Annotated in this window: 26 protein-coding genes; 17 read left to right on the forward strand and 9 right to left on the reverse strand. The window is 67.6% G+C overall.

Features of this window, described 5'->3' with window-relative positions:
- Nucleotides 1–82: 82 nt before the first annotated feature.
- Entirely contained in the window at nucleotides 83–262 is a 180-nt protein-coding gene (locus DND132_RS09865; protein ID WP_238528157.1) for a hypothetical protein, read from the reverse strand.
- A 269-nt stretch (nucleotides 263–531) separates the two neighbouring features.
- On the opposite strand from DND132_RS09865, the gene DND132_RS09870 reads away from it, so the two are divergent.
- Both DND132_RS09870 and DND132_RS09875 read left to right on the forward strand, forming a co-directional pair.
- Entirely contained in the window at nucleotides 532–1,893 is a 1,362-nt protein-coding gene (locus DND132_RS09870) for a protoporphyrinogen/coproporphyrinogen oxidase (RefSeq protein WP_014322590.1), read from the forward strand.
- 5 nt (nucleotides 1,894–1,898) lie between these two features.
- Complete coding sequence (locus DND132_RS09875; RefSeq protein ID WP_014322591.1) at nucleotides 1,899–2,966, forward strand: M24 family metallopeptidase; 1,068 nt, start codon at nucleotides 1,899–1,901, stop codon at nucleotides 2,964–2,966.
- A 395-nt stretch (nucleotides 2,967–3,361) separates the two neighbouring features.
- On the opposite strand, the gene DND132_RS09880 is transcribed toward DND132_RS09875, so the two are convergent.
- A complete protein-coding gene (locus tag DND132_RS09880) occupies nucleotides 3,362–5,245 on the reverse strand; it encodes a potassium transporter Kup (protein WP_014322592.1) in 1,884 nt (627 codons plus the stop codon).
- A gap of 185 nt (nucleotides 5,246–5,430) precedes the next feature.
- Here DND132_RS09880 and DND132_RS09885 point away from each other — a divergent pair, with 185 nt between their 5' ends.
- Both DND132_RS09885 and DND132_RS09890 read left to right on the forward strand, forming a co-directional pair.
- Nucleotides 5,431–5,673 carry a hypothetical protein gene (locus DND132_RS09885; RefSeq protein WP_014322593.1) on the forward strand — a complete coding sequence of 81 codons (243 nt, stop codon included), beginning with the start codon at nucleotides 5,431–5,433 and terminating at the stop codon, nucleotides 5,671–5,673.
- 1 nt (nucleotide 5,674) lies between these two features.
- Entirely contained in the window at nucleotides 5,675–6,178 is a 504-nt protein-coding gene (locus tag DND132_RS09890) for an acyl-CoA thioesterase (protein WP_014322594.1), read from the forward strand.
- Nucleotides 6,179–6,547: 369 nt separating this feature from the next.
- Here the strand turns inward: DND132_RS09890 and DND132_RS09895 are convergent, their stop codons facing one another.
- The 4 genes from DND132_RS09895 to DND132_RS09910 all read right to left on the reverse strand — a co-directional run bounded on the left by DND132_RS09895 (nucleotide 6,548) and on the right by DND132_RS09910 (nucleotide 9,911).
- Nucleotides 6,548–7,411, reverse strand: coding sequence for a DMT family transporter (locus tag DND132_RS09895; protein ID WP_014322595.1), 864 nt, complete (start codon nucleotides 7,409–7,411; stop codon nucleotides 6,548–6,550).
- On the reverse strand, nucleotides 7,408–8,136 hold the full coding sequence (sfsA, locus tag DND132_RS09900) for a DNA/RNA nuclease SfsA (RefSeq protein WP_014322596.1): 729 nt from the start codon (nucleotides 8,134–8,136) through the stop codon (nucleotides 7,408–7,410). Before sfsA ends, DND132_RS09895 begins: the two co-directional genes overlap by 4 nt.
- Before the next feature lie 73 nt (nucleotides 8,137–8,209).
- Nucleotides 8,210–8,809: a VOC family protein gene (locus DND132_RS09905; RefSeq protein ID WP_014322597.1), complete on the reverse strand. Its 600-nt coding sequence runs from the start codon at nucleotides 8,807–8,809 to the stop codon at nucleotides 8,210–8,212.
- A 133-nt stretch (nucleotides 8,810–8,942) separates the two neighbouring features.
- Entirely contained in the window at nucleotides 8,943–9,911 is a 969-nt protein-coding gene (locus DND132_RS09910; RefSeq protein ID WP_014322598.1) for a choice-of-anchor A family protein, read from the reverse strand.
- Between the two features lie 308 nt (nucleotides 9,912–10,219).
- Here DND132_RS09910 and DND132_RS09915 point away from each other — a divergent pair, with 308 nt between their 5' ends.
- From DND132_RS09915 to DND132_RS09945, 7 genes are all read left to right on the forward strand, one after another.
- On the forward strand, nucleotides 10,220–10,768 hold the full coding sequence (locus DND132_RS09915) for an epoxyqueuosine reductase QueH (protein WP_014322599.1): 549 nt from the start codon (nucleotides 10,220–10,222) through the stop codon (nucleotides 10,766–10,768).
- Entirely contained in the window at nucleotides 10,765–11,118 is a 354-nt protein-coding gene (locus DND132_RS09920) for a hypothetical protein (protein WP_014322600.1), read from the forward strand. Before DND132_RS09915 ends, DND132_RS09920 begins: the two co-directional genes overlap by 4 nt.
- Nucleotides 11,118–12,347, forward strand: coding sequence for a radical SAM family heme chaperone HemW (hemW, locus tag DND132_RS09925; protein WP_014322601.1), 1,230 nt, complete (start codon nucleotides 11,118–11,120; stop codon nucleotides 12,345–12,347). The genes DND132_RS09920 and hemW overlap by 1 nt, the downstream gene beginning before the upstream one ends.
- 9 nt (nucleotides 12,348–12,356) lie before the next feature.
- Nucleotides 12,357–13,508, forward strand: a complete 1,152-nt coding sequence (chrA, locus tag DND132_RS09930) for a chromate efflux transporter (protein ID WP_014322602.1) — start codon at nucleotides 12,357–12,359, stop codon at nucleotides 13,506–13,508.
- Between the two features lie 124 nt (nucleotides 13,509–13,632).
- The gene (locus DND132_RS09935; protein ID WP_014322603.1) at nucleotides 13,633–15,267 is read left to right on the forward strand and encodes a methyl-accepting chemotaxis protein; all 1,635 of its coding nucleotides are present in this window, start codon (nucleotides 13,633–13,635) and stop codon (nucleotides 15,265–15,267) included.
- Between the two features lie 143 nt (nucleotides 15,268–15,410).
- The gene (locus DND132_RS09940) at nucleotides 15,411–15,827 is read left to right on the forward strand and encodes a hypothetical protein (protein WP_014322604.1); all 417 of its coding nucleotides are present in this window, start codon (nucleotides 15,411–15,413) and stop codon (nucleotides 15,825–15,827) included.
- Nucleotides 15,828–15,842: 15 nt separating this feature from the next.
- A complete protein-coding gene (locus DND132_RS09945; RefSeq protein WP_014322605.1) occupies nucleotides 15,843–16,304 on the forward strand; it encodes a hypothetical protein in 462 nt (153 codons plus the stop codon).
- Between the two features lie 3 nt (nucleotides 16,305–16,307).
- Here DND132_RS09945 and DND132_RS09950 read toward each other — a convergent pair whose 3' ends face one another.
- The gene (locus tag DND132_RS09950; protein WP_014322606.1) at nucleotides 16,308–17,051 is read right to left on the reverse strand and encodes an SIR2 family NAD-dependent protein deacylase; all 744 of its coding nucleotides are present in this window, start codon (nucleotides 17,049–17,051) and stop codon (nucleotides 16,308–16,310) included.
- Nucleotides 17,052–17,054: 3 nt separating this feature from the next.
- On the reverse strand, nucleotides 17,055–17,507 hold the full coding sequence (locus tag DND132_RS09955) for a hypothetical protein (RefSeq protein WP_014322607.1): 453 nt from the start codon (nucleotides 17,505–17,507) through the stop codon (nucleotides 17,055–17,057).
- A gap of 266 nt (nucleotides 17,508–17,773) precedes the next feature.
- Between DND132_RS09955 and DND132_RS09960 the strand changes: the two genes are divergently transcribed.
- The 5 genes from DND132_RS09960 to DND132_RS09980 all read left to right on the forward strand — a co-directional run bounded on the left by DND132_RS09960 (nucleotide 17,774) and on the right by DND132_RS09980 (nucleotide 23,785).
- Nucleotides 17,774–18,976, forward strand: a complete 1,203-nt coding sequence (locus DND132_RS09960) for an ammonium transporter (protein WP_014322608.1) — start codon at nucleotides 17,774–17,776, stop codon at nucleotides 18,974–18,976.
- Nucleotides 18,977–18,992: 16 nt separating this feature from the next.
- Entirely contained in the window at nucleotides 18,993–19,331 is a 339-nt protein-coding gene (locus DND132_RS09965; RefSeq protein WP_014322609.1) for a P-II family nitrogen regulator, read from the forward strand.
- A gap of 148 nt (nucleotides 19,332–19,479) precedes the next feature.
- Nucleotides 19,480–22,080, forward strand: a complete 2,601-nt coding sequence (gene glnD, locus DND132_RS09970; RefSeq protein ID WP_014322610.1) for a [protein-PII] uridylyltransferase — start codon at nucleotides 19,480–19,482, stop codon at nucleotides 22,078–22,080.
- A 63-nt stretch (nucleotides 22,081–22,143) separates the two neighbouring features.
- Entirely contained in the window at nucleotides 22,144–22,749 is a 606-nt protein-coding gene (locus DND132_RS09975; RefSeq protein WP_014322611.1) for a DsbA family oxidoreductase, read from the forward strand.
- Between the two features lie 40 nt (nucleotides 22,750–22,789).
- On the forward strand, nucleotides 22,790–23,785 hold the full coding sequence (locus DND132_RS09980) for an asparaginase (protein WP_014322612.1): 996 nt from the start codon (nucleotides 22,790–22,792) through the stop codon (nucleotides 23,783–23,785).
- Nucleotides 23,786–23,788: 3 nt separating this feature from the next.
- Here the strand turns inward: DND132_RS09980 and DND132_RS09985 are convergent, their stop codons facing one another.
- Nucleotides 23,789–25,042: an HD-GYP domain-containing protein gene (locus DND132_RS09985; protein WP_014322613.1), complete on the reverse strand. Its 1,254-nt coding sequence runs from the start codon at nucleotides 25,040–25,042 to the stop codon at nucleotides 23,789–23,791.
- A 319-nt stretch (nucleotides 25,043–25,361) separates the two neighbouring features.
- Between DND132_RS09985 and DND132_RS09990 the strand changes: the two genes are divergently transcribed.
- Complete coding sequence (locus tag DND132_RS09990; RefSeq protein WP_014322614.1) at nucleotides 25,362–25,943, forward strand: phage connector family protein; 582 nt, start codon at nucleotides 25,362–25,364, stop codon at nucleotides 25,941–25,943.
- Nucleotides 25,944–25,984 lie beyond the last annotated feature (41 nt).

The following is a 25,984-nucleotide window of genomic DNA, read 5'->3' on the forward strand; positions in this document are numbered from 1 at the left end:
CCACGTAAAAAAAGCGAAAGCGCCTGTATTCCGGTCGGTTACACGGAATACAGGCGCTTTTCACGCCGCATGTCGGCCTGTCCTAGTTGGCCACTGCCGGCATGGAGGTCCGCTCGTCCTTTTCCCGGTTCAGGCGAATGACCTGGGTGGTGAAGGTGGTCTCGTCGGGCACGCAGCCGGGGCACCCCTCCGAGAGGATCACGCACCGCTCATCCAGGGTGGACGGATCGATCTTGGCCAATTTGAGGAGCTTCGTGGTCATGCCGCGCTTCCAGAGGATAGGCTGGCCGCAGCGGTGACATTCCACATACAACAGTTCCGGATCGAATTTCCTGGTCATGGCTTCAAGGTAAGCTTCGGACCCGCGCTTGGCAAGGGGATGACGGTCGCGGGGAATTATTATTTCCAAGGGCTGGGAATAGCCCCCGTCCACGCGGGGTTGACGCGGAAGGTGCGGGCTGGCACCAAACTTGATACGGTTCCCCGGACCGGAACAAACTGCCATCGCGGCATCGCAACAAAGGGCGCACAGTGAAAACCACCTACCTGATCATCGGCGCGGGCCCCACGGGCCTGGGCGCGGCCCACCGGCTCCGGGAGCTCGGCGTCGCCGACTTCCTGGTCCTCGAACGCAACCCCTACGCGGGCGGCCTGGCCGCCAGCTTCCGCGACGACCACGGCTTCACCTGGGATATCGGCGGCCACGTGGTCTTCTCCCACTACGCCTACTTCGACGCGCTCATGGACTCCCTGCTCGGGGCCGAGCGGCTGGAGCACCAGCGCGAGTCCTGGGTCCGCTCCAACGGGACCTGGGTGCCCTACCCGTTCCAGAACAACATCCGCCACCTGCCCAAGGACGCCCGCTGGGAATGCGTGGAGGGGCTGCTGCCCGGTAACCGCCCGACGACCCCGCCCGAGAACTTCGCCCGGTGGATCGACACCGTCTTCGGCCGGGGCATCGCCCGCCACTTCATGAACCCGTACAACTTCAAGGTCTGGGCCACCCCGCCCGAGCTGATGCAGTTCGGCTGGATCGGCGAGCGGGTCTCGGTGGTGGACCTGAAGATGGTCCTGCGCAACATCATTCAGGAGCGCGACGACGTGGCCTGGGGCCCGAACAACACCTTCAGGTTCCCCCTCCACGGCGGCACGGGCGAAATATTCCGCCGCCTGGCCGGTCGGGTGGCCGACCGCATCGAGTACGGCCAGTCCGTGGCCCGCATCGACGCCAAGGCCAAGACCGTCACCACGGAACAGGGGCTGACCGTGGAATACGAAACCCTGCTCAACACCGCGCCCCTGGACCTCCTGGTCCGGGACTGGCTCGTCGACGCGCCCGACGCCCTGCGCGACGCTGCGGACGGCCTCGACCACAACTCGGTATATGTGGCCGGCATCGGCCTGGACAAAGAGCCCGGCGCCGCGCCCGACACCCGCTGCTGGATGTATTTCCCGGACAGCGACAGCCCCTTCTACCGGGTGACCAACTTCCACAACTACTCGCCCGACAACGTGGCCCGGCCCGGCGAACAGCTGGCCCTCATGTGCGAGACCTCCTTCTCGAAACACAAGCCGGAAAACGTCCACGAACTGATGGACCGCACCGTGCGGGGTCTGGTAAACTCCGCCCTGTTGCGCGGGGACGGGGTGGACGACATCCTGAGCCGCTGGGAGATCGCCGTGGACTACGGCTATCCCGTGCCGAGCCTGACGCGCGACAAGGCGCTGCGCATCCTGCAACCGGGCCTGGAAGCCCTGCGCATCCACTCCCGCGGCCGCTTCGGCGGCTGGAAGTACGAGGTGTCCAACATGGACCACTCGGTCATGCAGGGCGTGGAGTGGGCCGAGCGCATGGTCCTCGGCACCCCCGAAAAAACCTACACAGTGGATTGAACATCATGAATACATCCGTCTATGAAAAACGCCGCGAGGAGCTCAAGAGCGAGATGCGCGCCCGCGGCCTGTCCGCCATGCTCGTGTCCCTGGCGGCCAACCGGTATTACCTGAGCGGCTTCGAGCTGCATGACGCCCAGTGCAACGAATCGTCCGGCTGGCTCGTCGTCACCCCGGACCGGGACTGCCTGTTCACCGACCCCCGCTACCTGGACGCGGCCCGCAAGGTCTGGGACGAGAACGACCTGGGCATCTACACCGCCCGCAAGCACGAGGAGATCGCCGCGTTCCTCCACGGGCGCGGCATCGACACCCTGGGCTTCGAGCCCAAGGCCCTGCACCTCTTCGACTACGACAAGCTGGCCGAACACTTCACCCTGATCTCCACCGAGAACATCGTCGAGTCCCTGCGGATCATCAAGGACGAGGACGAGATCCGGCGCATGGACGCCTCCATGCGCCTGAACCACGAGCTCTTCGAATACATCGAGGGCGAGCTCGTCCCCGGCCGGACCGAAAAGGAGATCGCCTGGCTGGTGGAGAAATTCTTCCGCGAACACGGGGCCCAGGGACTGGCCTTCTCGACCATCGTGGGCGTGGGCCCCAACGCCGCCCTGCCCCACTGCATCCCCGGCGACACCAAACTGCGCGAGAACGACATGGTCCTCATCGACACCGGCTGCCGCCTGCTCGACTACAACTCGGACCAGACCCGGACCTTCTGGGTGGGCGACAAGCCGTCCGACCGCTTTCAAAAGACCATGGCCCAGGTGCGCGCCGCCCAACAGGCCGCCATCGACATCATCCGCCCCGGCCTGTCCTGCGTGGACGCCTACCGCGCCGCCTACGCCGTCTTCGAAAAGGACGGCGTCGAGGCCCTCTTCACCCACGGCCTGGGACACGGCGTGGGACTCGAAACCCACGAACCGCCCTCCCTGTCCCGCGCGGGCCAGGGCAAACTCGAACCCGGCATGGTCGTCACCGTCGAACCCGGCCTCTACGACCCCGCCTGGGGCGGCATCCGCTGGGAATACCAGGTCCTCGTCACCGAAGACGGCTGCCGCGTCATGTAACCACCCCTGAGACCATCAATAAAGGTCGCGGCCCGCTCAAGCGGGCCGCGACCTTTTTTAATGCCTCCGGCGGCCAGAGGGGGAAACTTTTGGAAAAGTTTCCCCCTCTGGACTCCCCCTTCCAAACTTTTTATCGCCGCTTCGCGGGGAGCGAACCCAATAAAAAAGGCCTCCGCCCCTGTATCGGTCAAAGGCCTTCGGTTTTCACTCTTCTGGAGCGATTCGGGTGCGCCAGCACCCGACAGCGGCTCTCCGCGCTCGCACTAGGCTTTCGAGAGTGGGTCAGCTGTGCATTTTTTCCGGCCGCGACAACCGCAGCGTAGCCGCCTACGTGAGGATTGGAGCGGCCGGAAAAAATGTGCAGATGGCCCGCTATCGGAAGCCGCGTAAGGCCCCTATATCTGCAACCGAGCCCCTACTTCGATGACTTGTTCGGAGGGGATGTCGAAGAAGGCCGCCGGGTCCATGCCGTTGCGGGACAGGAAGAGATACAGGCTGGAACGCCAGCGGGCCATGGCCGGGGGGGTGCCGATGGTCAGCTTTTCGCGGCCCAGGAAGAAGCTGGCCGTGTTCATGTCCACGTTCACGCCCTTGTCCCGGCACAGGGTGAAGATCAGGGCCACGGTGGGCTCCTCCATGTAGCCGAAGTGGGCGATGATCCGGTGGATGCCCGAGCCGAACCGCTCCAGTTCGATCTTCTCGAAGTTGGGTACGCGCGGGATCTGCTCGGTGCGGATGTTCAGGAAATAGACTTCGGAATGCAGGACCTTGTTGTGGCGCAGGTTCTGGATCATGGCCACGGGCACGGTGTTGTGGCTGCGGGTCAGGAACACGGCCTGGCCCGGCACGCGCTTGGGCGGGTCGTCGGCGATGCCCTTGAGGAACTCGTCCAGGGGCTTGGTCAGTCCCCGGGCGCGCTCGGCCAGAATCTCGCCGCCGCGCTCCCAGGTGAGCATGACCACCAGGACCAGCAGGGCGATGACCAGGGGGAACCATGCCCCATGGGTGATCTTGGTCATGTTCGCGGCGAAGAACGAGAAGTCCACGGTGAAGAACAGGGCCGTGAGCCCTGCGGCCACGGGCAGCTTCCACTCCCAGCGCTTGCGCATGACGATGTAGAACAGGGTGGCGGTGACGAGCATGCTCGCGGTCACGGCCACGCCGTAGGCCGCGGCCAGGCGGCTGGACGTGCGGAAGCCCAGGACCAGCCCCACGGTGCAGACCATCAGCAGCCAGTTGACCGGGGCCACGTAGATCTGGCCCTTGTGCGAGGCCGAGGTGTGGGTCACGCGCAGCCGGGGCAGGTAGCCCAGCTGGACCGCCTGGGAGGTCAGGGAAAAGGCCCCGGTGATGACCGCCTGGGAGGCCACGATGGTGGCCATGGTGGCCAGGATGACCATGGGGATGATCGCCCAGCGGGGCACGATGGCGTAGAACGGGTGGAAGGCGTCCTGGGGCGTGGACAAGAGGTGCGCGCCCTGGCCGAAGTAATTGAGCAGCAGGGCGGGCAGGGCCACCAGAAACCAGGTCAGCCGGATGGGGCGGCGGCCGAAGTGGCCCAGGTCCGCGTAGATGGCCTCGGCCCCGGTGGCCACCAGGAAGACCGCGCCCAGGACCACGAAGCCGTGCAGCTTGTTGGCGATGAGAAAATGCAGGCCGTGCCAGGGCAGGACGGCCGCCAGCACCGACGGGGTCCTGACCACCTGGTGCAGGCCGATCAGGGCCAGACTGGCCATCCAGATGAGGATGACCGGACCGAACAGGGTGCCGACCTTGGCCGTGCCGTGGCGTTGCAGCAGGAACAGGCTGATCAGGATGGCCAGGGTGATGTGCAGGATGTACGGCTTGAACAGGGGCGTGATGTGCCCGAGCCCCTCCACGGCGCTCAGGACCGAGATGGCCGGGGTGATCATGCCGTCGCCGTAGAGCAGGCAGGCCGCGAACAGGCCGAGAATGACCAGGAACCAGGCCCCCCTGGTCATGTTCTCCTTGCGCGGTTTGACCAGGGTGGTCAGGGCGAGCACCCCGCCCTCGCCGTCGTGGTCGGCGCGCAGGACCATGGTCAGGTACTTGAACGAGACGATGAGCATGAGCGACCAAAAGATCAGGGAGAGCACGCCCAGGACGTTCTCCGGGGTGACCGCGATGCCGTATTCGCCGTGAAAACACTCGCGCAGGGCGTACAGCGGGCTGGTGCCGATGTCGCCGAAGACCACGCCCAGCGCGGCCAGGGACAGGGCCGCCAGTCGTTTGCCGGTGGGATGATCGGTAAATTCCATGCAGGCTCCGATTTGGATTCCGGGCCGCCAAATCCGGCCCGACAGGACGCACCATACCGCCATCAGCCGCCTTGTGCCACCCCCCGCCGACGTCCCGGACGGCCCGCAATCCGGACCTTGACCGCCGCGCCACGCTCTGTCATCAATTTGAATGACACAATGAAAACCTCCGGGGGGGTGGCTTCATGAGCAAGAAAGTGCGCAGCGTTCGTGTGCCCAAGGAATTGGAAACTCTGAACCTTTCGGGTATAATCCGGGAATGCGAGAGCCACTTGCGCGATCTCGAATCCGCCACCCTGCTCAAGCAGCAGGGCAACCAGGAGGCGGCCGAGGCGCTGATGAAGACGCGCCAGGCCGACCTGGGCCGCAAGATCGGGAAACTGGTCTGGGAGGCCCGCGTACACTACGGAAAATCCAGAGAGGACTGATATGAAAGCGAAATCCGCAGCAGAGTCCGAGGTGATCATGACCCACCTCGTCCTGCCCCAGGACGCCAACCCCGCAGGCAACCTGCACGGCGGCGTCATACTCAAGCACGTGGACACGACCGGAGGCGTGGTGGCCAAACGCCACTCGCGCAGCAACACCGTGACCGTATCCATCGACCGCATGGCCTTCAAACAGCCCGCCTACATGGGCGAGCTGCTCATCTTCAAGGCCAGCCTGAACCACGTGGGCCGCACCTCCATGGAGATCGGCGTGCGCGTGGAGGCCGAAAACCTGCGCACCGGCGAGGTCCGCCACACCAACTCCGCCTACCTGACCTACGTGGCCCTGGACGACAACGGCAAACCCGCCGAGGTCCCGCCCCTCAAGCTCGAAACCGAGACCGCCAAGCGCCGCTACCGCGAAGCCGAACTGCGCCGCGAGATGCGCAAGAAGGAACGCGAACTCGAGGAAGGCAAAAAGGTCTGCCGCCAACAGGAACAATGACCAATCAAAAGGGCCGCTTGTAGCGGCCCTTTTGATTGAATGCCTCCGGCGGCCAGAGGGGGAAACTTTTGAAAAAGTTTCCCCCTCTGGACTCCCCCTTCCAAACTTCTTGTCGCCGCTTCGCGGGGAGCGAACACACCCAAAAGGCCTCCGACCCACCACCGAGTCAACGGCCCATATTCTTTCTCTTTCTGGAGCGATTCGGGAGGCGCAGCCACCCGACAGCGGCTCTCCGCGCTCGCACTAGGCTTTCGAGAGTGGGTCAGCCGTGCATTTTTCGAAGGGGGATTTGATCCTCATGTACGGGGTGTACACTGCGGTCAAATCCCCCTTCGAAAAATGTGCGGATGGCCCGCTATCGGAAGCCGCCTACCGTACCCGCTTCTTCTTCCCGCCCTGGGAGCCGATGTAGATGCCTATGAGCGCCAGAGCCACACCGGATAGCTCTATCAGATTGACCGGCTTGTGGAAAAAAAGGATGTCCCAGACAAAGGAGAGGGTCGGCTGCAACAGCAGTATCAACCCGACCAGGGCCCCGCGCACGGTCTGGATGCCCCGGGTGATCAGGAACCAGCCCACGGCGTGGCAGACGAGCGCCAGGGTGGAGATGGCGGCCAGGGACTTGAGCGTGGGGATGACGAAGGACTCGCCCTCGAACAGGGCGAAGCCGCCGAGGATCAGGCCGGTGGCCAGGGCCGCGACCGAGGCCAGGACCAGGGAGTCCATGCGGTCCTTGGCCAGGGCGTACTTGAGCGAGAGCATGTACAGGGCGTAGAAGCAGGCGGTCAGGAGCCCGTAGACCACGCCCAGCCGGTAGTCGGCGGTGAAGTGCGACCAGCCCACGCCGACCATGAGGTAGAGCCCGGCCAGGGCCAGCGGGATGGCCGCGTACATGCGCCCGGACAGACGCTCCTTGAAGAACAGGGCCGAGACCACGGCCAGGGGGATGACCTGGAAGTTGCCGAGCATGGTGGACAGGCCGGGTCCCACAAAGACGATGGCCCGATGCCAGAAGACGAAGTCGCCCGCGAAGAACACGGCGGCCACGCAGCCCCACTTGATCACGGGCGGGGTGAACAGCCGGAGCTTGCCCGCATGGGCCAGGACCGCGAGCATGGCCAGCCCGCCGCCGGTCAGCCGGTAGAACCCGGCCACGTCCGGGGGCAGCCCGGCCAGGACGACCATGACCGAGGAAAAGCTGATCAGCACCGCGCCGATGAAGAGAGCGCTCACGGGGCCACCACCTTGAGCTTGCGCCCCAGGGTGATGCCGGTCTCGTCCACGTCGGCCACGTAGGGCCAGGCCTCCACCCCGGCGTCCAGGGCCTCGTAAAAGAGTTCCGCGTAGACCGGGTCGATGAAGTCCGCCGGGCCGAAGCAGCGCCCGTCGGGCCGCTGGACCAGGAGGAACAGGGCCACGCGCGCCCCGGTCACGGCCAGGGCCATGAGTTCGCGCAGGTGCTTCTGGCCGCGCTCGGTGATCGCGTCCGGGAAGCGGGCCACGTCCTCCTCGACCAGGGTGACGTTCTTGCACTCCACCCACAGATCGCCGCGCGTCCCGGTCAGGTGCGCGTCCAGGCGGCTCTCGCCCACCTTGGCTTCCTTCTGAAAATGCTCGTAGCCGTCCATCTCGGGCAGGGCCCCGGCCCGCCAGGCCGCATGGAGCATGCGGTTGGGCGTCAGCGTGTTCACCCCGACCATGGCCCCGGCCAGATCGAGCGCCTCCAGGGTGTACCGGAGCTTGCGGTCCGGGTTGGCCGCGGGCGAGAGCAGGGCCGTGCCGCCCGGCCGGAGCAGGCCGAGCATGGACCCGGTGTTGTTGGTGTGGGCTTTGAGGAGCGCGCCCCGGTCCGGTCCGTCCAGGGCCACGGCCTCCACGGTGAACCGCTTGATGCGGCGGACAAAGGCGGCGCGGCGGCAGGGCGCGGCAAAGGGAATGCGGGCAACGGGTCTGGGCACGGTCTCTCCTCGGGATCAAAAGCTCTAGGCGATTTCCCGCGCTTTTGCCAGCGGAAACGCGGCCCGGTCCCGGCTACTCCCCGTCCCGGCGCGCCTCCAGGGCCTCGACGATCCTGTGGCCCTCGCCCTCGTACACGGCCCTGTCCGCGTCCGGCGTGGGCGCGGTCACCTCGGGCCAGACGCCGGGCTGCGGCTCCGGTCCCCTGCGGGCCTCGGCGCTCGGTTCGGAATCGACCATGACCGGGGTCCTGCGGATGTCCACGCCGGGTACCGGGGCGCTGAACTCGATGGGTATCTCGTTGGGGTCGAAGGCGTAGATGGAGTGGATGAAGCCGTGGTCCACCACTTCGGAGCACCACACCCCGGCGGCCTCGAGCTTGTCCTTGAGCTCCCAAAGGTCGTCCTCGGCGGCCACGCCGAAGGAGATGTGGTCGAAGGCCACCTTGCCCTTGACCGGGAAGCCGTGGTCCTTCTCGTCCAGCGGCTCCACGCCGTCCCACTCGAAAAAGGCGATCATGTCGTTTTCGGCGATCTCGAAGAAGTAGTGGCGGTAGCCGGGCCTGCCCAGGCCGACCACCAGCCGCATGCCGAGCAGGTCCCGCCAGAACCGGATGGTCGCGTCCATGTCGCCGGTGACCATGGCCAGGTGGTTGATGCCGGTATATCGTGCCATGAGAGTTCTCCTCGCTTGGTTTCCGGGCAGGCTACCATGGCCGGGGAAGGGAGGAAAGGAGAACCGGACGCGGACGCGGCAGGGTCCGGGCCGGGCGCGAAAAAAGCCCCGGACCGGGGGCCGGGGCCTGTGTCTACGCCTGGACGCGCTGTCCGCGCCGCCGCATGAAGAGCGTCAGGGCCAGCAGGCCGAGCCCCATGATGACGAAGGTGCCGGGTTCGGGCACCGGCGTGGTGCTGTTGAACGGGACGTCGTGCTGCTCGATGTGCGCGTAGTAGGACTCCGCGATGAGGGTGCCGTCGATGCTGCCCCAGCCGCTGCCCTCGCCGTATGCGCCGTTCACGGAGGCGAACGGGGCCAGGATGGAGCCCTGGACGCCGACGCTGTCCAGATACAGCAGGTCGGCCTCGTAGAAATTGAACAGGACGTTCTCGCGGTAGGCCGTGAGATCTCCCATGCCTATGCCGACCAGCCCGGAGACGTCGCCGGAGACGTTGATCAGGATGGTCGATCCGTCGGCCACGCCGTCGAGGCTCAGCTCGGTGCTGCCCATGAGTTCGAGGCCGTCGAGGTTGAATACCTGCAACAGCGACGTGCCGTCGCCGGTCAAGGTCAGGACGTTCCCGCTCAGGACGTCCGTGCCGGTCGCCTCGTACCCGCCCAGAGTGACCGACAGGGCCCGGAGGTAGGCCGCCTGTTCCTCGAAATCGATGATGCCGTCGATGTCGATGCCGGAGGACAGGGTCCCGTCCACAAGGGTGAAGTTCGACGAAGCGGCGGAACCGCCCACGGCCACGTCGCCGTGTTTCACTTCGCCGCCGTTGTAACTCGGGTCTCCGCCGTTGTACGTCAAGTCTCCGCCCACTACCAGCGAGTAGCCGGAGTAGCCGTCGGCCAGGGTATCTCCGATGGTGTACCACTGCATGGTGGCGTTGCCCCCCACGGCCAGGCGGCCCTGGGTATCGGAGCTGCTGCTCGAGAAGTCGCCGAGAATGAACGCGTTGTACTCCCCGGCCACGCCGAGGTCGATGTATGCGGCCATGGCCGGTGCGGCCGAGAACAACAGCAGGACCAGGCAGAGGGCAGGGATATGCTTTTTCACAGGATGCTCCGGATGAATATGCGCAGGCCCGGGGGGCTTGAGGACGCGGTTGAATTTTGAGAATGGTTAGCAAAAAGCGTGCTCAACCACAACTGTTTGTAATAACTTATCTTAATGTTTCCCGCCATGGCGTCGCGTGTAAAGCGGTGTGGAAATCCTGTCGAATCTTTTTACAGCGCCCGTCCGAAAGACCAAACGTTTCCGGGTGTTGCCGCCGACCCGGCAAACCGCCCCGCCGGTCGCCGCATTGAGAAGGGCGGCCCATCCTCCCTTTACAAATAACGGCGAATCGGCGCACACTGCGGCCCATGCCGAACGTATTGCTGCATATCTGCTGCGGACCGTGCTCCATCACCACCCTCCGGACCCTGCTGGCCGAGGGGCACGAGGTCACGGGGCTGTTCTACAACCCGAACATCCATCCGCTCACGGAGTACGTGAAGCGGCGGGACGGCTGCCTGGCCGTGGCCGAGCGGTTGGGCGTGAAGGTCATCGTCAAGGACGACGAGTACCGGCCCCAGGAGTGGTTCCGGGCCGTGGCCCACCGCGAGAACAACCGCTGCTTCCACTGCTACGCCATGCGCCTGGAGCGCACCACGCAGATCGCCCGGCGCGGCAACTTCGACGGTTTCACCACCACCCTGCTCTACTCGAAATACCAGAAACACGACGAGATCGCGGCGCTGGGCCGGGACCTGGAGTCGGCGAAGACGAGATTCCTGTACCGCGACTTCCGCGCGGGGTGGCAGGAGGGCATCGACGTCTCCAAGGAGTGGGGTGTCTACCGCCAACAGTACTGCGGCTGCCTGTACAGCGAAAACGAGCGGTACAAGCGGGAGCTGATGAGCCGCCCATGACCGCCCTGCTCCGCTTCCTGTTCACGCGCGGCCACGCGCTCGCCGGCTTCCTGCTGCTCAAGGCCGTCGCCGTGGTCGTGAACGGGCTTGCTCAAGGCACGGCCGAGGTCTGGGGACTCGGCATCCTGACCCTCGTCGTCTACGGGATCATCGCCCGCTTCGCCCAGGCAGGGCGGGTCATCTCCATCTGGGCCATCACCGTGCTCATGCTCTACGAGGCGGCCGGGGGGCTGCTCCTGGCCTGGTCGAGCCTGACCCAAGCGCCCGGCGTGGCCGCCATCGGCTTTGCCGTGGCCGCCTATCTCGTCGTCGGGGCCCTGGCGGTCCTGTCGAGCCGCCGGGAGGCGTGATGGGCAAAATCTACGGCGAATACGTGCCCGCGCGCCCGGCCTTTCCCGACGCCGGGTCCGCCCCGGCGCGCATGGCGGACGACGGCAAGGGGCTGCTCCTTTACATCCACGTGCCCTTCTGCCGCTCGCGCTGCCACTACTGCTCCTTCCACTCCCAGTCCTTCGACCCGACGACCTTCGCCTGGTACCTGTCCCTGCTGCTCAGGGAGATCGAGTTGTGGGGGCGGCGGCTCCAGCGGCCCAGGCTGCGCACGGTCTATTTCGGCGGCGGCACCCCGTCCCTGATCCCCCTGGCCGGGCTGGACCGGATCATGGCCGCCCTGCGCAAGGCCTTTGTCCTCAATCCGGGCGCTGAGACGACCATCGAGGCCAACCCGGACTCGGCCCACGACGTGAGCTATTTCCGGGGGCTCCTGTCCCTGGGCTTCAACCGCCTGTCGCTCGGCATGCAGAGCCTCAAGGACGCGGACTTGCAGGTCATGGGCCGCCCGCACTCCGTGGCCATGGCCTACCAGGCCTTCGACCAGGCGCGGCGGGCCGGGTTCGGCAACATCGGGGTGGACCTCATCTGGGGGCTGCCCGGCCAGCGGCTCAAGGTCTGGCTGGACCAGCTGCGCATCGTCTCGGAGATGCGGCCCGAGCACATCTCGGCCTACAACCTGACCCTGGAGGAGGGCACGGTCATGGCCCGGCGCTGCGGGGAGGGCGGAGACCTGGCCCTGCCGCTGGACCAGGAGCAGGGGCGCATGTTCGTGTACGGGGCCGAATACCTGGAGTCCGTGGGCTACCTGCACTACGAGGTCTCCAACTTCGCGCGCATGGGCTTCACCTCGGTGCACAATTCCGGGTACTGGGACGGGTCCGACTACCTGGGGCTCGGGCCGTCGGCCGTGTCCACCCTGGGGCGCAGGCGGTTCACGGTGCCGCGCTACATGGACGAGTACGACGCCTATGTGCGCGGCGAGCTGGTCGGCAACGACTACGAGGAACTGACCGACGACATCCTGCTGGAGGAGATGGTCATGCTCTCCCTGCGAACGTCCAGGGGGCTGGACCTGAAGGAGTACCGCAGGCGTACGGGCCTCGACCTGGTCAAGCGCAAGGAGCAGCTCATCAGCGCCCTGCACCGCGAAAACCTGGTGCGCATCTCGGGCGGTCGGCTGCGGCTGACCAAGAACGGCATGCTCGTGTCCAACGTGATCATCGAACGGCTGGCCTTCGGCGACTAGGGAGAAACCATGCAGCGCCCCGCCTTGATCCGCATCTTTCTGGTCTTCCTGCGCCTCGGGCTGACCGCCTTCGGCGGCCCGGCCATGGTCCCGTTCATCCGGGCCAGGACCGTGGAGCGCGAAGGCTGGCTGGACGAGCCGACCTTCTCCCTGGGCATGTCCCTGACCCAGCTCCTGCCCGGCGCCACGGCCATGCAGGTGGCCGCCTACGTGGGGCTGCGGGCGCGCGGCGGGGCCGGGGCCCTGGCCGCCTACGTGGGCTTCGGCCTGCCCGCCCTGCTGCTCATGCTCGGCCTGACCGTGCTCTATTTCTCGGCCCGCGACGTGGCCGCCGTGACCGCGGCCTTCACCGGCCTGCAACTGGTCATCACCGCCCTGATCCTGGACGCCGCCGTGAACTTCGCCCGGCGCTACCTGGACAGCCTGGCCGACAAGCTCCTGGCCTGCCTGGCGGGCGTCTGGCTCGGCCTCAGGGGCAACCCCATCCTGGCCATGGCCGTGGTCTGCGTCCTGGCCGTGTTCCTGGTCCGCGACGGGCAGTGCGGGCTGCCCGAGCCCCGCGAAGGGACCGGACGCGGTCCTCTGCGCTTCGCCGGGCTGCTCCTGGCCTCGCTCCTCGCCCTGCTGGCCGTCCTCTGGCTGGTCGCCCCCGAGCTGTTCCGGTTGGGGCTGCTCATGGTCAAGATCGACTGCTTCGCCTTCGGCGGCGGGTACGTGTCCGTGCCGCTCATGCTCCACGAGGTGGTCGAGGTGCGCGGCTGGCTGACCGAGCCCATGTTCATGGACGGCATCGCCCTGGGCCAGGTCACGCCCGGCCCCATCGTCATGACCGGGGCCTTCGTGGGCTACGCCGTGTCCGGCCTGGCCGGGGCCCTGGTGGCCGCCGTGACCGTGTTCTCGCCCTCGCTCATCGTCCTGTGCGCGGCCACGCCCTTCGCCGACCGGCTGGTCCGCTCGCCCGTGGCCCGGCGGGTGCTCAAGGGCAGCCTCATCTCCCTGGTGGGGCTGATGGCCGCCGTGGCCGTGCGCTTCGCCCTGTCCATCCACTGGACGCCGGGGCAGGCCCTCCTCGCCCTGGCCGCCTTCGCCGCCCTGCGCCTGAAGGTGGACATCCTCTGGGTGGTCCTGGCCGGGGCCGGACTCGGGGCCGTGTTGTTCTAGCCGGAAAATCCGGCCGTATTGACAGAATCGACCGCCCCCCGTAGAGATTTTAAAGATTTTCCAGAAAAAACGCCCGGCGTGGGGCCTTTTGGTGCGCAGGTTTCGGCAACCCGGAGGATGAGGCATGATCGATCCCAGAAACGTCCCGTTCCGCTTCAAGCTCATCCTCGGCGTGGTGGTCATGGTCACCCTGACCGCCCTGATCCTGGCCGGGGGCATCCTCCTCATGCTGGACAACGCCCTGGGCGGGCTGGACCTGGACCCGGCCGTCCTGGCCGGGGTCGAGCGCCGGGTCCTGCTGGTGGCCGCGCTCATCGTGGCCGCGGGCGTGGCCGGAGCCCTGCTCGGCAGCTTCATCCTGGTGCGCATCCTGATCCGGCCCCTGCGCCAGCTCTCGGCCTATACCCTCGAGGTGGCGGCGGGCAACTACGGCGCGGCCATCGACTACCAGGCCCGCGACGCCATCGGCGAGACCATCGACGCGGTCCGGAACATGACCGTGGAGCTCAAGACCCGGCTGGGCATGTCCCAGGGGCTGCTGACCAGCCTGACCCAGCCGTGCGTGGTCGTGGACACCGACGAGGTCATCACCTTCCTGAACCAGGCCGAACTGGACCTGCTCCAGATCGACGAGCCGCCGTCCGCATTCATCGGCATGCACATGGCCGAGTTCGTCTACGGCGACCGCTCCCGGCCGACCCTACTCGGCGAGTGCATGCGCCAGGACAAGATCATCACGGGCCAGGCCACCGAGGGCCGGGGCCGCAAGGGCCGCCCCTACCACCTGCTGGTGGACATCTCGCCCATCAAGGACCTGGACGGCAACATGATCGGGGCCTTCACCATCCTGACCGAGACCACGGAGATCAAGCGCAGCGAGACCGAGGCCCTGCACCAGCACGAGCTCATCAGTGAGGCCGCCCGCGAGGCCGAATCCATCGCCCGCGAGCTGGACGAGGCGTCCGACACCCTGGCGCGCACGGTGGACGAGGCCAGCCGAGGCTCGGACGTCCAGCGCGACCGGGCCGGGGAAACGGCCACGGCCATGGAACAGATGAACGCCACGGTGCTCGAGGTGGCCCGGAACGCCGGGGACGCCTCGAACAACGCGGACGACATGCGCGACCTGGCCGAGGAGGGGGCCGGGCTGGTCCACCAGGTGGTCGAGGCCATCCGGGGCGTGGGCGTCCGGTCCGAGGTCCTCAAGGAGTCCATGACCCGGCTGGACAAGCAGACCGAGGACATCGGCGCGATCATGCAGGTCATCGACGACATCGCGGACCAGACCAACCTGCTGGCCCTCAACGCGGCCATCGAGGCGGCCCGTGCGGGCGAGGCCGGGCGCGGCTTCGCCGTGGTGGCCGACGAGGTCCGCAAGCTGGCCGAAAAGACCATGACCGCCACCCGGGAGGTGGACCAGGCCATCGAGTCCATCCGCACCGGCACCCGCGAGAACGTCGCGGCCACGGAAGACGCCGTGGCCGCCATCCGGGAGTCCACGGACCTGGCGGGCCGGGCCGGGCAGTCCATCGAGAACATCCGGCAATCCGTCATCCTGACCGCGGACCAGGTGCGCTCCATCGCCACGGCCGCCGAGGAGCAGTCGGCCACCAGCGAACAGGTCACCCGGGCCACCGAGGAGATCACCACCATCTCCGGCGAGACCGCCCAGGCCATGGCCGAGGCCCGCACCGACCTGAACCGCCTGTCCACCCTGGCGGGCGCCCTCAAGGAACTCATCGGCCGCATGCAGTCCTGACCGGGGCGCTTCGGCACGCAAGCGAACCGGCGAGGAGCCCCCGTAGGCGGCCTGCGGGCGGCTCAATGGGATTGTGGACCGCGACCCCGCGAAACGTCCAGTCTATATTTGACATTCTTCCGGAATGGCCACAGAAGTAGCCCATGAAGGATGGAAGCACCGCGCGCGGGAAGCCCGCCGACCTCGACACCCCGGTCGCCGAATGGGGCCGCATGGTGCTTCTGGCCTTCCTCTGCGTTCAGGCGATTCCCTTTTTCCTCATCTCGGCGTCATTGATCGCGGGCATCGTGTCCGTTTTCACGGCGCATCGCTGCCTGATCGCCTATTGTCTCCGCACCCGGTTCAGGCCCGGCAGACTCGTCGCCTCGGTCGACTCCGGCGTACTGCTGTTCGCGGCGCTCCATTTCTTCTTCGCCGATCTGGGAGGCAGTTGGCGGGATAACGCCCTCTCGATCCACGGGGCGATGGCGGCGGCCAACGCCCTGGTCTTTCTACGCATCGCCTTCCGCCCCATGCACGACGCCATCTTCCGGCCCCGGCGGGCGGCGGGCGGCGTCTAGGCCCCGTTACATTCCATGCGCTTACTCGTTCGGATCATACTCCTCGGCTACCTGGCGCTCCAGGCGTTCGCCGTGGCCGTGTATGTCTTTCTTGTAGGGCTCTTCACCGCCATCGACCTGGTGACGCTCGACTTCGCGCGACTGCGATCCCTGAACTGGCCCTTCGTCCTGTTCGTCATGGCTGCGGGGGCCACCCACTTCCTGCTGGTGCGGCATGTCTGCCTCCGGATCGAGGGACGGACAGGCTCCGCAAAACCGGCCATTGCGGCGGCGGCCGTCAACGTCCTCCTTGCCGCATACCCCTTGGGTGAAACCGTGCTCAATCAGTGGGACGGGGCGACCCATCTGTTCTACGGCGGCATATTCCTGGCGAACGCGATGCTCTTGGCCGCCTTTGCCTTCCGCCCAGCGCACGACTTCATCCTCCGGCCCCGGCGGGCGGCGGACGGCGGGGGCGGGGCCGAGACCGGCGGCTGATCATCAGCCCAGCACGGCCCGGACCAGCTCCGGGGTGCGCGTGCCGGCCTTGCCTTCGAGGAAGTAGTCGGTGGTGTTGTAGGTGTAGGCGGTGTCCCGCAGGTTGATCTCGATGATCGTGCCGCCGTGCTGCTTGACCACGTGGGGGATGCGCCCGGCCGGGATGACCTCGCCGCCCGTGCCGATGACCAGGCAGACGTCCGCCTGCTTGGCCAGGTCCGTGGCCGCCGCGTGCACGTCGCTCGGGATGCCCTCGCCGAAGAAGACGAAGTCCGGCTTGAGCAGGCCGCCGCAGGCCGGGCAGGGCGGGGGCAGGGTCTTAAGGGAGATGGCGGCGGAGTCGAAGAAGGTCAGGCAGGACAGGCAGCGCATGCGCCGGGTGGAGCCGTGATACTCGTGGACCACCCGGCTCCCGGCGGCCTGGTGCAGGGAATCGATGTTCTGGGTGACGATGCCCGCGAGCTTCCCGGCGGCCTCCAGTTCGGCCAGGGCCAGGTGGGCCGGATTGGGCCGGGCCCGGCCGAGCATGTCGAAGAATATCTCCTTGAGCAGGGGCCAGACCTCCTCGGGATGGCGCTTGAAATACCCCTTCTCGAACTTGTCCGGGTCGTACTTCGACCACACGCCGCCCGGCCCCCGGAAGGGCGGGATGCCGGACTCCACGGAGATGCCCGCGCCGGTGAAGGCCATGGCGCAGCGGGCCGTCTTCAGGACCTCGGCGGCGTTTGCAAGGGCGTGGTTCGACATGGGCTAGTGTCCGGCAAAGGCCATGTGGAGGTTGCCCTGCCCGTCGCGGGACAGGGTGAAGATGGCGGCCCAGCGTTCCAGGCAGGGCGGGTCGGGCCGGTTGGGCGGGCCGAGCACGGCCGGATCCACGGTGATCTCGGCCTGGACCTTGCCCTCCTTGAGGAAGACCAGGCTCCAGCCGCCCGGCTTCTCGCCCCTGGGCTCGTACTCGCGGCCGAACCGGGTGGAGAAGTCCTGCTCGGTGCCGGGCAGGACCAGGCACACGGAATCCCAGTCGTAGTATTCCATGAAGGCGTCCAGGGAAAAGGTCCTGCCGGTCCCGGCCGGGGCCTCCTTCAGGGCCTTGAAGAAGCGGTCGCTGACGTACTTGCCCGTGTAGTCGAAGGAGACCATCACGGAGAACAACAGCAGCAGCCCCGTGGCCACGACCAGCGCGCTCTTGGTCCTCATGGTCATGCCGTCACCCTCCCCCGGCCGCAGGCCCGTACCATTTCCTCCGCAAACCCTACTGGTTTGCCCTCTTCCGGTCAAACAACGCCCGTTCCGGCGTCCGCTCGATCGAATCGACAATTACCGCCATATATATTAACAATATTGACAATATTTTGGCGAAATTACCACTTTTGTCAAACCAAAAAAATACATTTGTGTGGATGTTCCCCAAATACCGTGATTTTTCCTTGGCCTCAGTCTTGCATATCGAGCCGCTGGAGGTTTGAACAATGAATTACACCGACAACGCCTTTATCCTGGTCTGCGCTGCCCTGGTCATGTTCATGACCCCCGGGCTGGCGCTGTTTTACGGCGGGCTGGTCCGTTCGAAAAACGTTCTCGCAACCATCATGCAGTCCTTCATCATGCTCGGGCTCATGTCCGTGCTCTGGGCCGTGATCGGCTACACCCTGTCCTTTGGTTCGGACATCGGCGGACTCATCGGCGGGCTCGACTTCGCCTTCCTCAACGGCGTGGGCATGACCAACGCGGGGTCCCCGGCCGAGAACCTGCCCCACCTGACCTTCATGATCTTCCAGTGCATGTTCGCGGTCATCACCCCCGCGCTGATCACCGGGGCCTTTGCCGAGCGCATGAAGTTCGGCGGGTTCATGGTCTTTTCCGCCCTGTGGCTGATCCTGGTCTACGCCCCCATGTGCCACTGGGTCTGGGGCGGCGGCTGGATGGGCCAGATGGGCGCCCTGGACTTCGCGGGCGGCGCGGTGGTCCACATGAGCTCGGGCGCGGCGGCCCTGTGCTGCGCCATCCTCATCGGCAAGCGCAAGGGCCACGGCTCCACCGCCTTCATCCCGCACAACCTGCCCATGACCATCCTGGGCGCGGCCATCCTCTGGTTCGGCTGGTTCGGCTTCAACGCGGGCTCCGCCCTGGCCGCCGACGGCGCGGCCGCCAACGCCTTCGTGACCACGCACATGGCCACGGCCGCCGCGGCCCTATCCTGGATCATCGCCGAGTGGATGCACGGCGGCAAGGCCACCACCCTGGGCGCGGCCTCGGGCGCGGTGGCCGGACTGGTGGCCATCACCCCGGCCGCCGGGTTCGTCACGCCCATGTGGGCCATCGTCCTCGGCCTGGGCGCGGGCGTGCTCTGCTACGGCGGGATCATGCTCAAGAACAAGTTCGGCTACGACGACGCGCTCGACGTGGTCGGCATCCACGGCCTGGGCGGCACCTACGGCGCCCTGGCCACCGGCCTCCTGGCCACGGTCAACGCCGAGGGGCTGATCGCGGGCAATGCCCACCAGCTGTGGGTCCAGTTCGTCTCCGTGGTGGCCACCTGGGCGTTCTGCTTCGCCATGACCTTCGTCATCTTCAAGGCGGTGGACGCCACCATCGGCATGCGGGCCAGCGACGAGGAGCAGGACAAGGGCATGGACATTGCCGAGCATTCCGAGACCGGTTATCAGTGGTAGTCAAGGAGACAGCGACATGAAGAAAATCGAAATCATCACCCGGACGTTCAAGCTCGACGACGTCAAGACCGCCCTCTCCGGCATCGGCGTGAAGGGCATGACCGTCAGCGAAGTCAAGGGGTTCGGCCGCCAGGGCGGCCACAAGGAAGTCTATCGCGGGGCCGAGTACCAGGTGGACTTCGTGCCCAAGATCAAGATCGAGGCCGTGGTCGAGGACGACTTCGCGCCCGAGGTGGTCGAGGCGGCCCGCGCGGCCGCGCGCACCGGCGAGGTGGGCGACGGCAAGATCTTCGTCTCGACCATCGACGAGGTGGTCCGCATCCGCACCGGCGAGACCGGCGTGGAGGCCATCTAGCCCCGATCCGAGAACCATCCGGGCCGCGAGGAAGAGAGTCCCGACGCACGCCCGAACAGATGCCGGTCCGGCCGGACCGGCGGCGGCCGGGAGCTATTCCCTCTCCCGGCCGCCCCCCGTTTCCCCGCCGGTCAACCAGGAGCCGCCCATGCCGCCGGACAGCCAACTCCCCGAATCCGCCCACAGGCTGAAACAGGCCAGGGCGGACCTGTGGGGCCGGGCCGAGGCCGGGTCCGTGGGCGGTTTCGCCTGGGAATACACCCACCTGGTGGACCACTACTTCGAGGACCGCATCCGCGAGGCCGGGCCGCAGCGGTTCGACTTCGTGCTCGTGGCCGTGGGCGGCTACGGCCGCGGGCGGCTGTGCCCCGGTTCGGACATCGACGTGCTCCTGCTCTTCCGCCAGCGCATCCCGTCCGGGGCCGAGAAATTCATCAAGACCCTGCTCTTCCCCCTGTGGGACCTGGGCCTGGACCTGGGCTACGGCGCGCGCACCGTGGCCGACTGCGTGTCCCTGGCGCGCAAGGACTTCCAGGTCCTGGCCTCGCTCATGGACGCCCGCCCCCTGGCCGGGCAGGCCGGGGTCTTCGAGACCTTTCGGGCGGCCTTCGCGGACAAGGTCCTCAAGAAGTCCGGCGAGACCTTCGCCGGGTCCCTGCGCGAGCACAACGCGGCCCGCGCCGCGCAGTACGGCGACGCCTCGGCCCTGCTCGAACCCGAGCTCAAGAACGGACTGGGCGGCCTGCGCGACGGCCAGCAGGTGGCCTGGCTGACCCGGGTCCTCGAGGCCCTCAAGCGCAACCCCATCTTCCTGCCCGAGGAGCTCTCGCGGCTGCGCGAGGACCAGGCCTTCCTCAACCGCGTGCGCACGGCCCTGCACCTGGCCGCCGGACGCAAGACCGACCGCCTCTACTTCGATCTCCAGCCGCCCACGGCGCGGCTCATGGGCTTCGCCTCCCGGACCGCCTCGCCGGGAGACACCGGCCTGGCCGTGGAGTTCTTCCTGTCCCGGCTGCACCAAGCCATGACCCGGATCAAGGCCATGCGCGAGGCCCTGTTCCAGGAGGCCTTCCCGGTGCGCACGGGCCGCCTACCCGAGCTGTCCATCCGCAACCTGGCCGCCGGGCCCGAGGGCATCCGCTTCAAGCGGCAGTCCGAGGCCGACCCGGACAACGTGCTCGGCGCGTTCCTGGAGTCCGCGCGCACCGGCCTGCCCCTGACCTGGGGGGCGCGGCGCATCGTCCGCCGGGACCCGGCCCGGTTCGCGGCCGGGCTGGCCGACCGGCCCGAGACCCTGTCCCTGCTGGTGGAGATATTCCTGGCCCCGCACTGCCGCACCGCCCTGGACGGACTCCTGGAGACCCGGCTGCTGCCCGCCCTGTTCCCGGCCTTCGCCGAGGTCGAGCACCTCATCCAGTTCAACGACTACCACGTCCACCCGGTGGGGCGGCACACCCTGGCCACCGTGGCCCTGCTCTCGGACTTCCTGCGCGGGGACGGCGAGTGGACCGGCGAGCTGGGCGCGCGCGTGGCCGACCGGGTCGGGCTGGTCCTGGCCGGGTTTTTCCACGACCTGGCCAAGGGCGCGCCCGACCACTCCACGGCCGGGGCGGACCTGGCCCGCGAGGTCCTGGCCCGCTACGGCCGCAAGCCCGAGGTGGTCGAGGACGCGGCCTTCCTGGTGGAACACCACCTGCTCCTGCCCAAGACCGCCACCCGGCGCGACCTGTCGGACGAGCGCACCGTGGCGGACGTGGCCGCCGTGGTCGGGGACACGGCCCGGCTGGACATGCTCCACCTGCTGTCCACGGCCGACTCCATGGCCACCGGGCCGCGCGCCTGGAACGGCTGGACCCGCTCCCTGCTGTCCGAGCTCTATTTCAAGGTGCGCAACCTGCTGCGCCACGGGCCCCTGGCCGAGCCGGACGCGGCCCGGCGGCTGGCCGACGCCCGGCTGGCCGTGCTGGCCGCCCTGCCGGACCTGGACCCGGAGTTCGTGGACGCGGCCCTGCGGGCCATGCCGCCGCGCGCCTTCCTGGCCCTGACCCCGGAGGCCCTGGCCGGGCACGTGCGCCTGGTCAGACGGCTGTGGGCGGCCGTGGCCGAGGACCGCATGCGCAAGCCGTCGTCCATCGGCGGCAAGGGGGTCAACCTCATCGAGGCCGCGCCGGGCCGGGCCGAGAAGACCTTCCGGCTGACCATCGCGGCCGTGGACCAGCCCCGGCTGTTCGCGACCATCGCCGGAGCCCTGTCCCTGCACGGCCTGAACATCCTGGCCGCCGACATCTTCACCTGGAAGGACGGCACGGCCGTGGACGTGTTCACCGTGGGCGAGCCGCCCGAAAACCTCTACGCCGAGGAGGTCTGGGCCAGGGTGGGCCGGTCCGTGGCCTACGCCATGGTCGGCAAGCTCGACCTGGCCGCGCGACTGGCCGAGCGCTGCAACTCGCCCCTGGCCAGGGGGCGCGGCCGCCCGAAGCTCAAGCCCCTGGTGACCATCGACAACCGGGCCAGCGACTTCTACACCGTGGTCGAAGTGGCGGCCACGGACCGCATCGGCTTCCTGTTCGACATGGCCCGCACCCTGGCCGCCCACGGGCTGTCCATCCACCTGGCCATGATCACGACCATCCAGGGCCGGGCCGCCGACGTCTTCCACGTGCGCACCCAGGACGGGCAGCGGCTCCTGGACGAGACGCGCATGGACACCCTGCGCCGGGACCTCCTGGACGCGGCCGCGCCCCGGTAAAAGCCCTTTACTTTTCAAAGGCGGACCGTAGACTGTGGGCAGACCCCAGTTTGAGGATGCACCATGCCCATCGACCTGACCATCTTTTCCGATTTCGTCTGCCCGTTCTGTTTCGTCGGCTCGGGCATCATCGACCACCTGCGCCGGGACTTCGACATCCGCGACACCTGGCTGCCCCACGAGCTGCACCCCGAGACCCCGCCCGAGGGACGGCCCGTGGACGAGCTCTTCGACCGCTTCGACATCGACCAGGTGACCATGACCTGCAACCAGCGGGGCAAGCCCTACGGCATCGGCTTCGCGCGCATGACCCTGCTGGCCAACTCGCGCCTGGCCCTGGAGGCGGCGGAGTTCGCCCGGGACGCGGGCCGGTTCCACGACTTCCACGGGCGCATGTTCCGGGCGGGCTTCACCGAGGGGCGGAACATCGGGGACCTGGAGGTGGTCCTGGACGTGGCCGTGCGCTCCGGCCTGGACGCGGCCGGGGTCAAGGAGGCCCTGACCGACCACCGCTACGCCGCGCGGCTGGCCGACGGCTCGGCCAGGGCGCGGGCCGCGGGCGTGACGGCCATCCCCACCTTCGTGGTCGCGGGGCGGCCGCCCATCACCGGGGCCGTGGACGAGGCCGTCCTGCGCCGGGCCATGGAAGCGGCCCTGCGCACGGAATAGACCGCAACACACAGCAACGAACCGCAACAAGCGGGATACTATGACGCAACAGGCTGAAATCGTAATTTTCTTCACCGGCGGGACCATCGGCATGTCCCCGGTGGAAGGCAAGGAAGGCGTGGCCCCCGGCGGCAACTTCGAGGGGCTGCTCAACCAGCTCTCGCCCCAGGAGTCGGACGTGATCCTGCGGCCCGTGCTCTGGTCGGACAAGCCGAGCCCGCACATGACCCCGGAGGACATGTTCCGGCTGGCCCGCGACGTGGAGACGGCCCTCAGCGAGGAGTCCGTGCTCGGGGCCGTAGTCCTGCACGGCACCGACACCCTGGTGGAGACCGCCTACATGTGCGACCTGGTGGTCCACTCGGACAAGCCGGTCATCCTGACCGGGTCCATGCGCTACTACTCCGAGGCGGGCTACGACGGCATCCGCAACCTGGCCAACACCGTGCGCGCCTGCCTGCTCCCCCTGCCCCCCGGCATCGGGGCGTGCATCCTGATGACCGACCGCATCTTCGCGGCCCGCGAGGCGGTCAAGGTCAACTCGCTCAACGTGGACGCCTTCGAGTCGCGCGAGGCGGGCGTGGTCGGCTACGTGGCCGGAGAGTCCGTGCTCCTGGCCCGGCGGCACTCCCTGGCCATGCCCCGGCGCAAGTTCAACCCGGCGGACATCGAGACCAACGTGCCGCTCATCACCGCGTATACGGGAATTGACCGGAAACCTCTCGATCATGCAATAAGCGAGGGAGCAAAGGGAGTTGTCATCGAAGGATTCGGCGCGGGCAACGTGCCCCCGGCCCTGGTCGAGGGGATCGAGGCCTGCCTGGCCCGGCGCATCCCCGTGGTCCTGACCACGCGCTGCATCGAGGGCGGGGTCTGGCCCGTGTACGGCTATCCCGGCGGCGGGGCCGACCTGCACGCCAGGGGGGTCATCCTGGCCGGCCGGCTGGGCGGGCCCAAGGCCCGCATCCGGCTCATGTGCGCCCTGGGGCTGACCAGCGACCCGGACGCGATCCGCGAGATATTCGAAGAGGCCTAGGGGTCAGCGGGAGGCTTCGGCAAACCGCCGGAACTCGGACAGGGCGCGGCTCTGGACCATGGTCCGGACCGCGTCCAGCTTGTCGTGGTTCTCGATGACCAGGTTGACGACGTCCAGGTCCAGGAAGCCCTCGTCCGCCATGGAGCGGAGCACGGACACGGCCTGTTCGCGGGTCATGCCCCTGCGGTAGGGGCGGTCCTCGGTGATGGCCGTGTGCACGTCGGCCACCTGCATGATCCGCGAGCCCAGGGAAAGGTCCTTTTCGGTCAGGCCCAGGGGATACCCCTTGCCGTTGAGCCGCTCGTGGTGCTGGCAGGCCCAGTCGGCCACCTCGCCCAGCCCCGGGATGGCCCGCAGGACCTCGGCGCAAACCGTGGCGTGGTCCTTGACCCTGACGTACTCGTCGTCGTCCAGGGCGCCCGGCTTGTCCAGCAGGACCGTGGGCACGGCCAGCTTGCCGATGTCGTGCAGGTTCCCGGCCAGGCGCATGGCCTTCTGCTCCCGCTCGTCCATGCCCGCCAGCCGGGCCAGCAGGACCGCGGTCTCGGCCACGCCCGCCGTGTGGGTGGCCGTGTGGCGGCTCCGGAAGTCGATGATCCGGGTGAAGAAGCCCGAAAAGTCGATGAGCTGGTCCGGAGTGATGCGCACGTCGAGCAGCTCCCTGGAGAGCATCTCGCGCACGGGCCGGTCCATCTCCTCCACCAGGGGCCAGAAGATGCCGCCCTCAGCCAGCTCCGCAAAGGCCCGCAGCAGCTCCGGGGCGTACAGGTCCGAGCCGAACCCGGCCACGGTCAGTTCCACGTCCCGGCGTTCATGGGCCGCCTTGCCCACCCGGCGCAGGATGTCCACCCGGTCGGCCAGGTTGACGATGTTGGCCAGCAGCAGGGTCTCGCGGTCGCCCTCCTGGCGGATGACCCGCAGGTCCCGCCAGCTGGTGTGGTGGTACAGGACCATGCGCGAGGCGCGCTCCAGGAAGGGATGGTCGCGGAGTAGCCGATAGCCGACCACGGCGTGCTCCTCCAGGTCCGCGTCGAAGCTCAGCCCGTCCAGGGCCAGGTCCATGGAAAAGGCCCCGATGTCGTGCAGCAGCCCGGCCAGGAGCAGGTCCACCAGGGAGGAGGCCCCGATGCCCACGCGTCCGCCCAGGGCGACCGAGGCCAACCCCACCCGCCGATGGTGGCCGGTGACCGTGGGGGAGATGTAGTCGAGGGCGGACGAGATGCCGCAGGCGAGGTCGATGAGGGAGACGTCTTCCATGGAACCTTCACGCCGTCAGGGGAGCTTTGTTCGAGTATTTTTCCGCAGGGCCGGAAGAAGCATCGCGGTTCGGCCGGGCGCAGCCAATTATATTTCGCGAGCCGGATGGGAACCCATTCGCCGGCGGTTGTCAACAGCCGGTGACAGGGCGCCTGCCCGGCCCCGGCCCCTTTTCCGCGCCACCGTGTCAAGTTGATTTTTCCTGCCGATCGGACGCTTTTCCTTGTCATTCGTTCCCGAAACCGTGTCGGGCCGAAAACCCGTGCTAGGCTGGCCGGGCCGGGATGCCCGCAACCCTAGCAAAGCGAGGAACACGCATATGGCAACGAGTGTGATCGAAATCTGCAACAACGCCCTGCTGGACCTGGGAGAGGACGCGATCATGTCCCTGACGGACGACTCCAAGGCCGCCGGGCTGTGCAACCACCGCTGGCCCGCGGTGCGCGACGCCGTGCTGCGCGCCCACCCGTGGAACTGCGCCATGGCCCAGGCCGAGCTGGCCGCCGGGACCACGGCCCCCCTGTGGAAATGGGCGTACAAGTTTGTCCTGCCCACGGACTTCCTGCGGATCATCGCCATCACCGGCGTGGACGGCGAGGACGTCGAGGACTGGGAGATCCAGTCCGGGATCATCCTGTGCGACGAGGAGGCCCCGATCTTCATCGCCTACGTGCGCCGCGAGACCGACCCCAAGAAGTACGACGCCCTGCTGTCCGAGGCCCTGTCCGCGCGGCTGGCCGCCACCCTGGCCTATCCCCTGTCCGGGTCCACGGCCCTGGCCCAGTCCTGCTGGAAGACCTACCAGGAGAAGCTGGCCGAGGCGCGCGGCGTGGACGCCCGCGAGGGCGTGCCCGAGTCCGTGACCCCGGCCGGCTGGCTGGGGGCCAAGCTCGGCGGCTGACGAAACAACAACGGCGCGCGGCCCGATCACGGGGCCGCGCG

Source organism: Pseudodesulfovibrio mercurii (assembly GCF_000189295.2).
In the GTDB taxonomy this organism is placed as follows: domain Bacteria; phylum Desulfobacterota; class Desulfovibrionia; order Desulfovibrionales; family Desulfovibrionaceae; genus Pseudodesulfovibrio; species Pseudodesulfovibrio mercurii.

Excerpts from the sequence above, each read along its gene's own strand:
- DND132_RS09865 (WP_238528157.1), bottom strand. The coding sequence starts at position 262 with ATGACCACGAAGCTCCTCAAATTGGCCAAGATCGATCCGTCCACCCTG.
- DND132_RS09990 (WP_014322614.1), top strand. The coding sequence starts at position 25,362 with ATGGCAACGAGTGTGATCGAAATCTGCAACAACGCCCTGCTGGACCTG.
- DND132_RS09890 (WP_014322594.1), top strand. The coding sequence starts at position 5,675 with ATGAAAGCGAAATCCGCAGCAGAGTCCGAGGTGATCATGACCCACCTC.
- glnD (WP_014322610.1), top strand. The coding sequence starts at position 19,480 with ATGCCGCCGGACAGCCAACTCCCCGAATCCGCCCACAGGCTGAAACAG.
- DND132_RS09920 (WP_014322600.1), top strand. The coding sequence starts at position 10,765 with ATGACCGCCCTGCTCCGCTTCCTGTTCACGCGCGGCCACGCGCTCGCC.
- DND132_RS09960 (WP_014322608.1), top strand. The coding sequence starts at position 17,774 with ATGAATTACACCGACAACGCCTTTATCCTGGTCTGCGCTGCCCTGGTC.
- DND132_RS09965 (WP_014322609.1), top strand. The coding sequence starts at position 18,993 with ATGAAGAAAATCGAAATCATCACCCGGACGTTCAAGCTCGACGACGTC.
- DND132_RS09945 (WP_014322605.1), top strand. The coding sequence starts at position 15,843 with ATGCGCTTACTCGTTCGGATCATACTCCTCGGCTACCTGGCGCTCCAG.
- DND132_RS09985 (WP_014322613.1), bottom strand. The coding sequence starts at position 25,042 with ATGGAAGACGTCTCCCTCATCGACCTCGCCTGCGGCATCTCGTCCGCC.
- hemW (WP_014322601.1), top strand. The coding sequence starts at position 11,118 with ATGGGCAAAATCTACGGCGAATACGTGCCCGCGCGCCCGGCCTTTCCC.
- DND132_RS09905 (WP_014322597.1), bottom strand. The coding sequence starts at position 8,809 with ATGGCACGATATACCGGCATCAACCACCTGGCCATGGTCACCGGCGAC.
- DND132_RS09915 (WP_014322599.1), top strand. The coding sequence starts at position 10,220 with ATGCCGAACGTATTGCTGCATATCTGCTGCGGACCGTGCTCCATCACC.
- chrA (WP_014322602.1), top strand. The coding sequence starts at position 12,357 with ATGCAGCGCCCCGCCTTGATCCGCATCTTTCTGGTCTTCCTGCGCCTC.
- DND132_RS09875 (WP_014322591.1), top strand. The coding sequence starts at position 1,899 with ATGAATACATCCGTCTATGAAAAACGCCGCGAGGAGCTCAAGAGCGAG.
- DND132_RS09975 (WP_014322611.1), top strand. The coding sequence starts at position 22,144 with ATGCCCATCGACCTGACCATCTTTTCCGATTTCGTCTGCCCGTTCTGT.
- DND132_RS09935 (WP_014322603.1), top strand. The coding sequence starts at position 13,633 with ATGATCGATCCCAGAAACGTCCCGTTCCGCTTCAAGCTCATCCTCGGC.
- DND132_RS09880 (WP_014322592.1), bottom strand. The coding sequence starts at position 5,245 with ATGGAATTTACCGATCATCCCACCGGCAAACGACTGGCGGCCCTGTCC.
- DND132_RS09955 (WP_014322607.1), bottom strand. The coding sequence starts at position 17,507 with ATGACCATGAGGACCAAGAGCGCGCTGGTCGTGGCCACGGGGCTGCTG.
- DND132_RS09885 (WP_014322593.1), top strand. The coding sequence starts at position 5,431 with ATGAGCAAGAAAGTGCGCAGCGTTCGTGTGCCCAAGGAATTGGAAACT.
- DND132_RS09980 (WP_014322612.1), top strand. The coding sequence starts at position 22,790 with ATGACGCAACAGGCTGAAATCGTAATTTTCTTCACCGGCGGGACCATC.
- DND132_RS09950 (WP_014322606.1), bottom strand. The coding sequence starts at position 17,051 with ATGTCGAACCACGCCCTTGCAAACGCCGCCGAGGTCCTGAAGACGGCC.
- DND132_RS09940 (WP_014322604.1), top strand. The coding sequence starts at position 15,411 with ATGAAGGATGGAAGCACCGCGCGCGGGAAGCCCGCCGACCTCGACACC.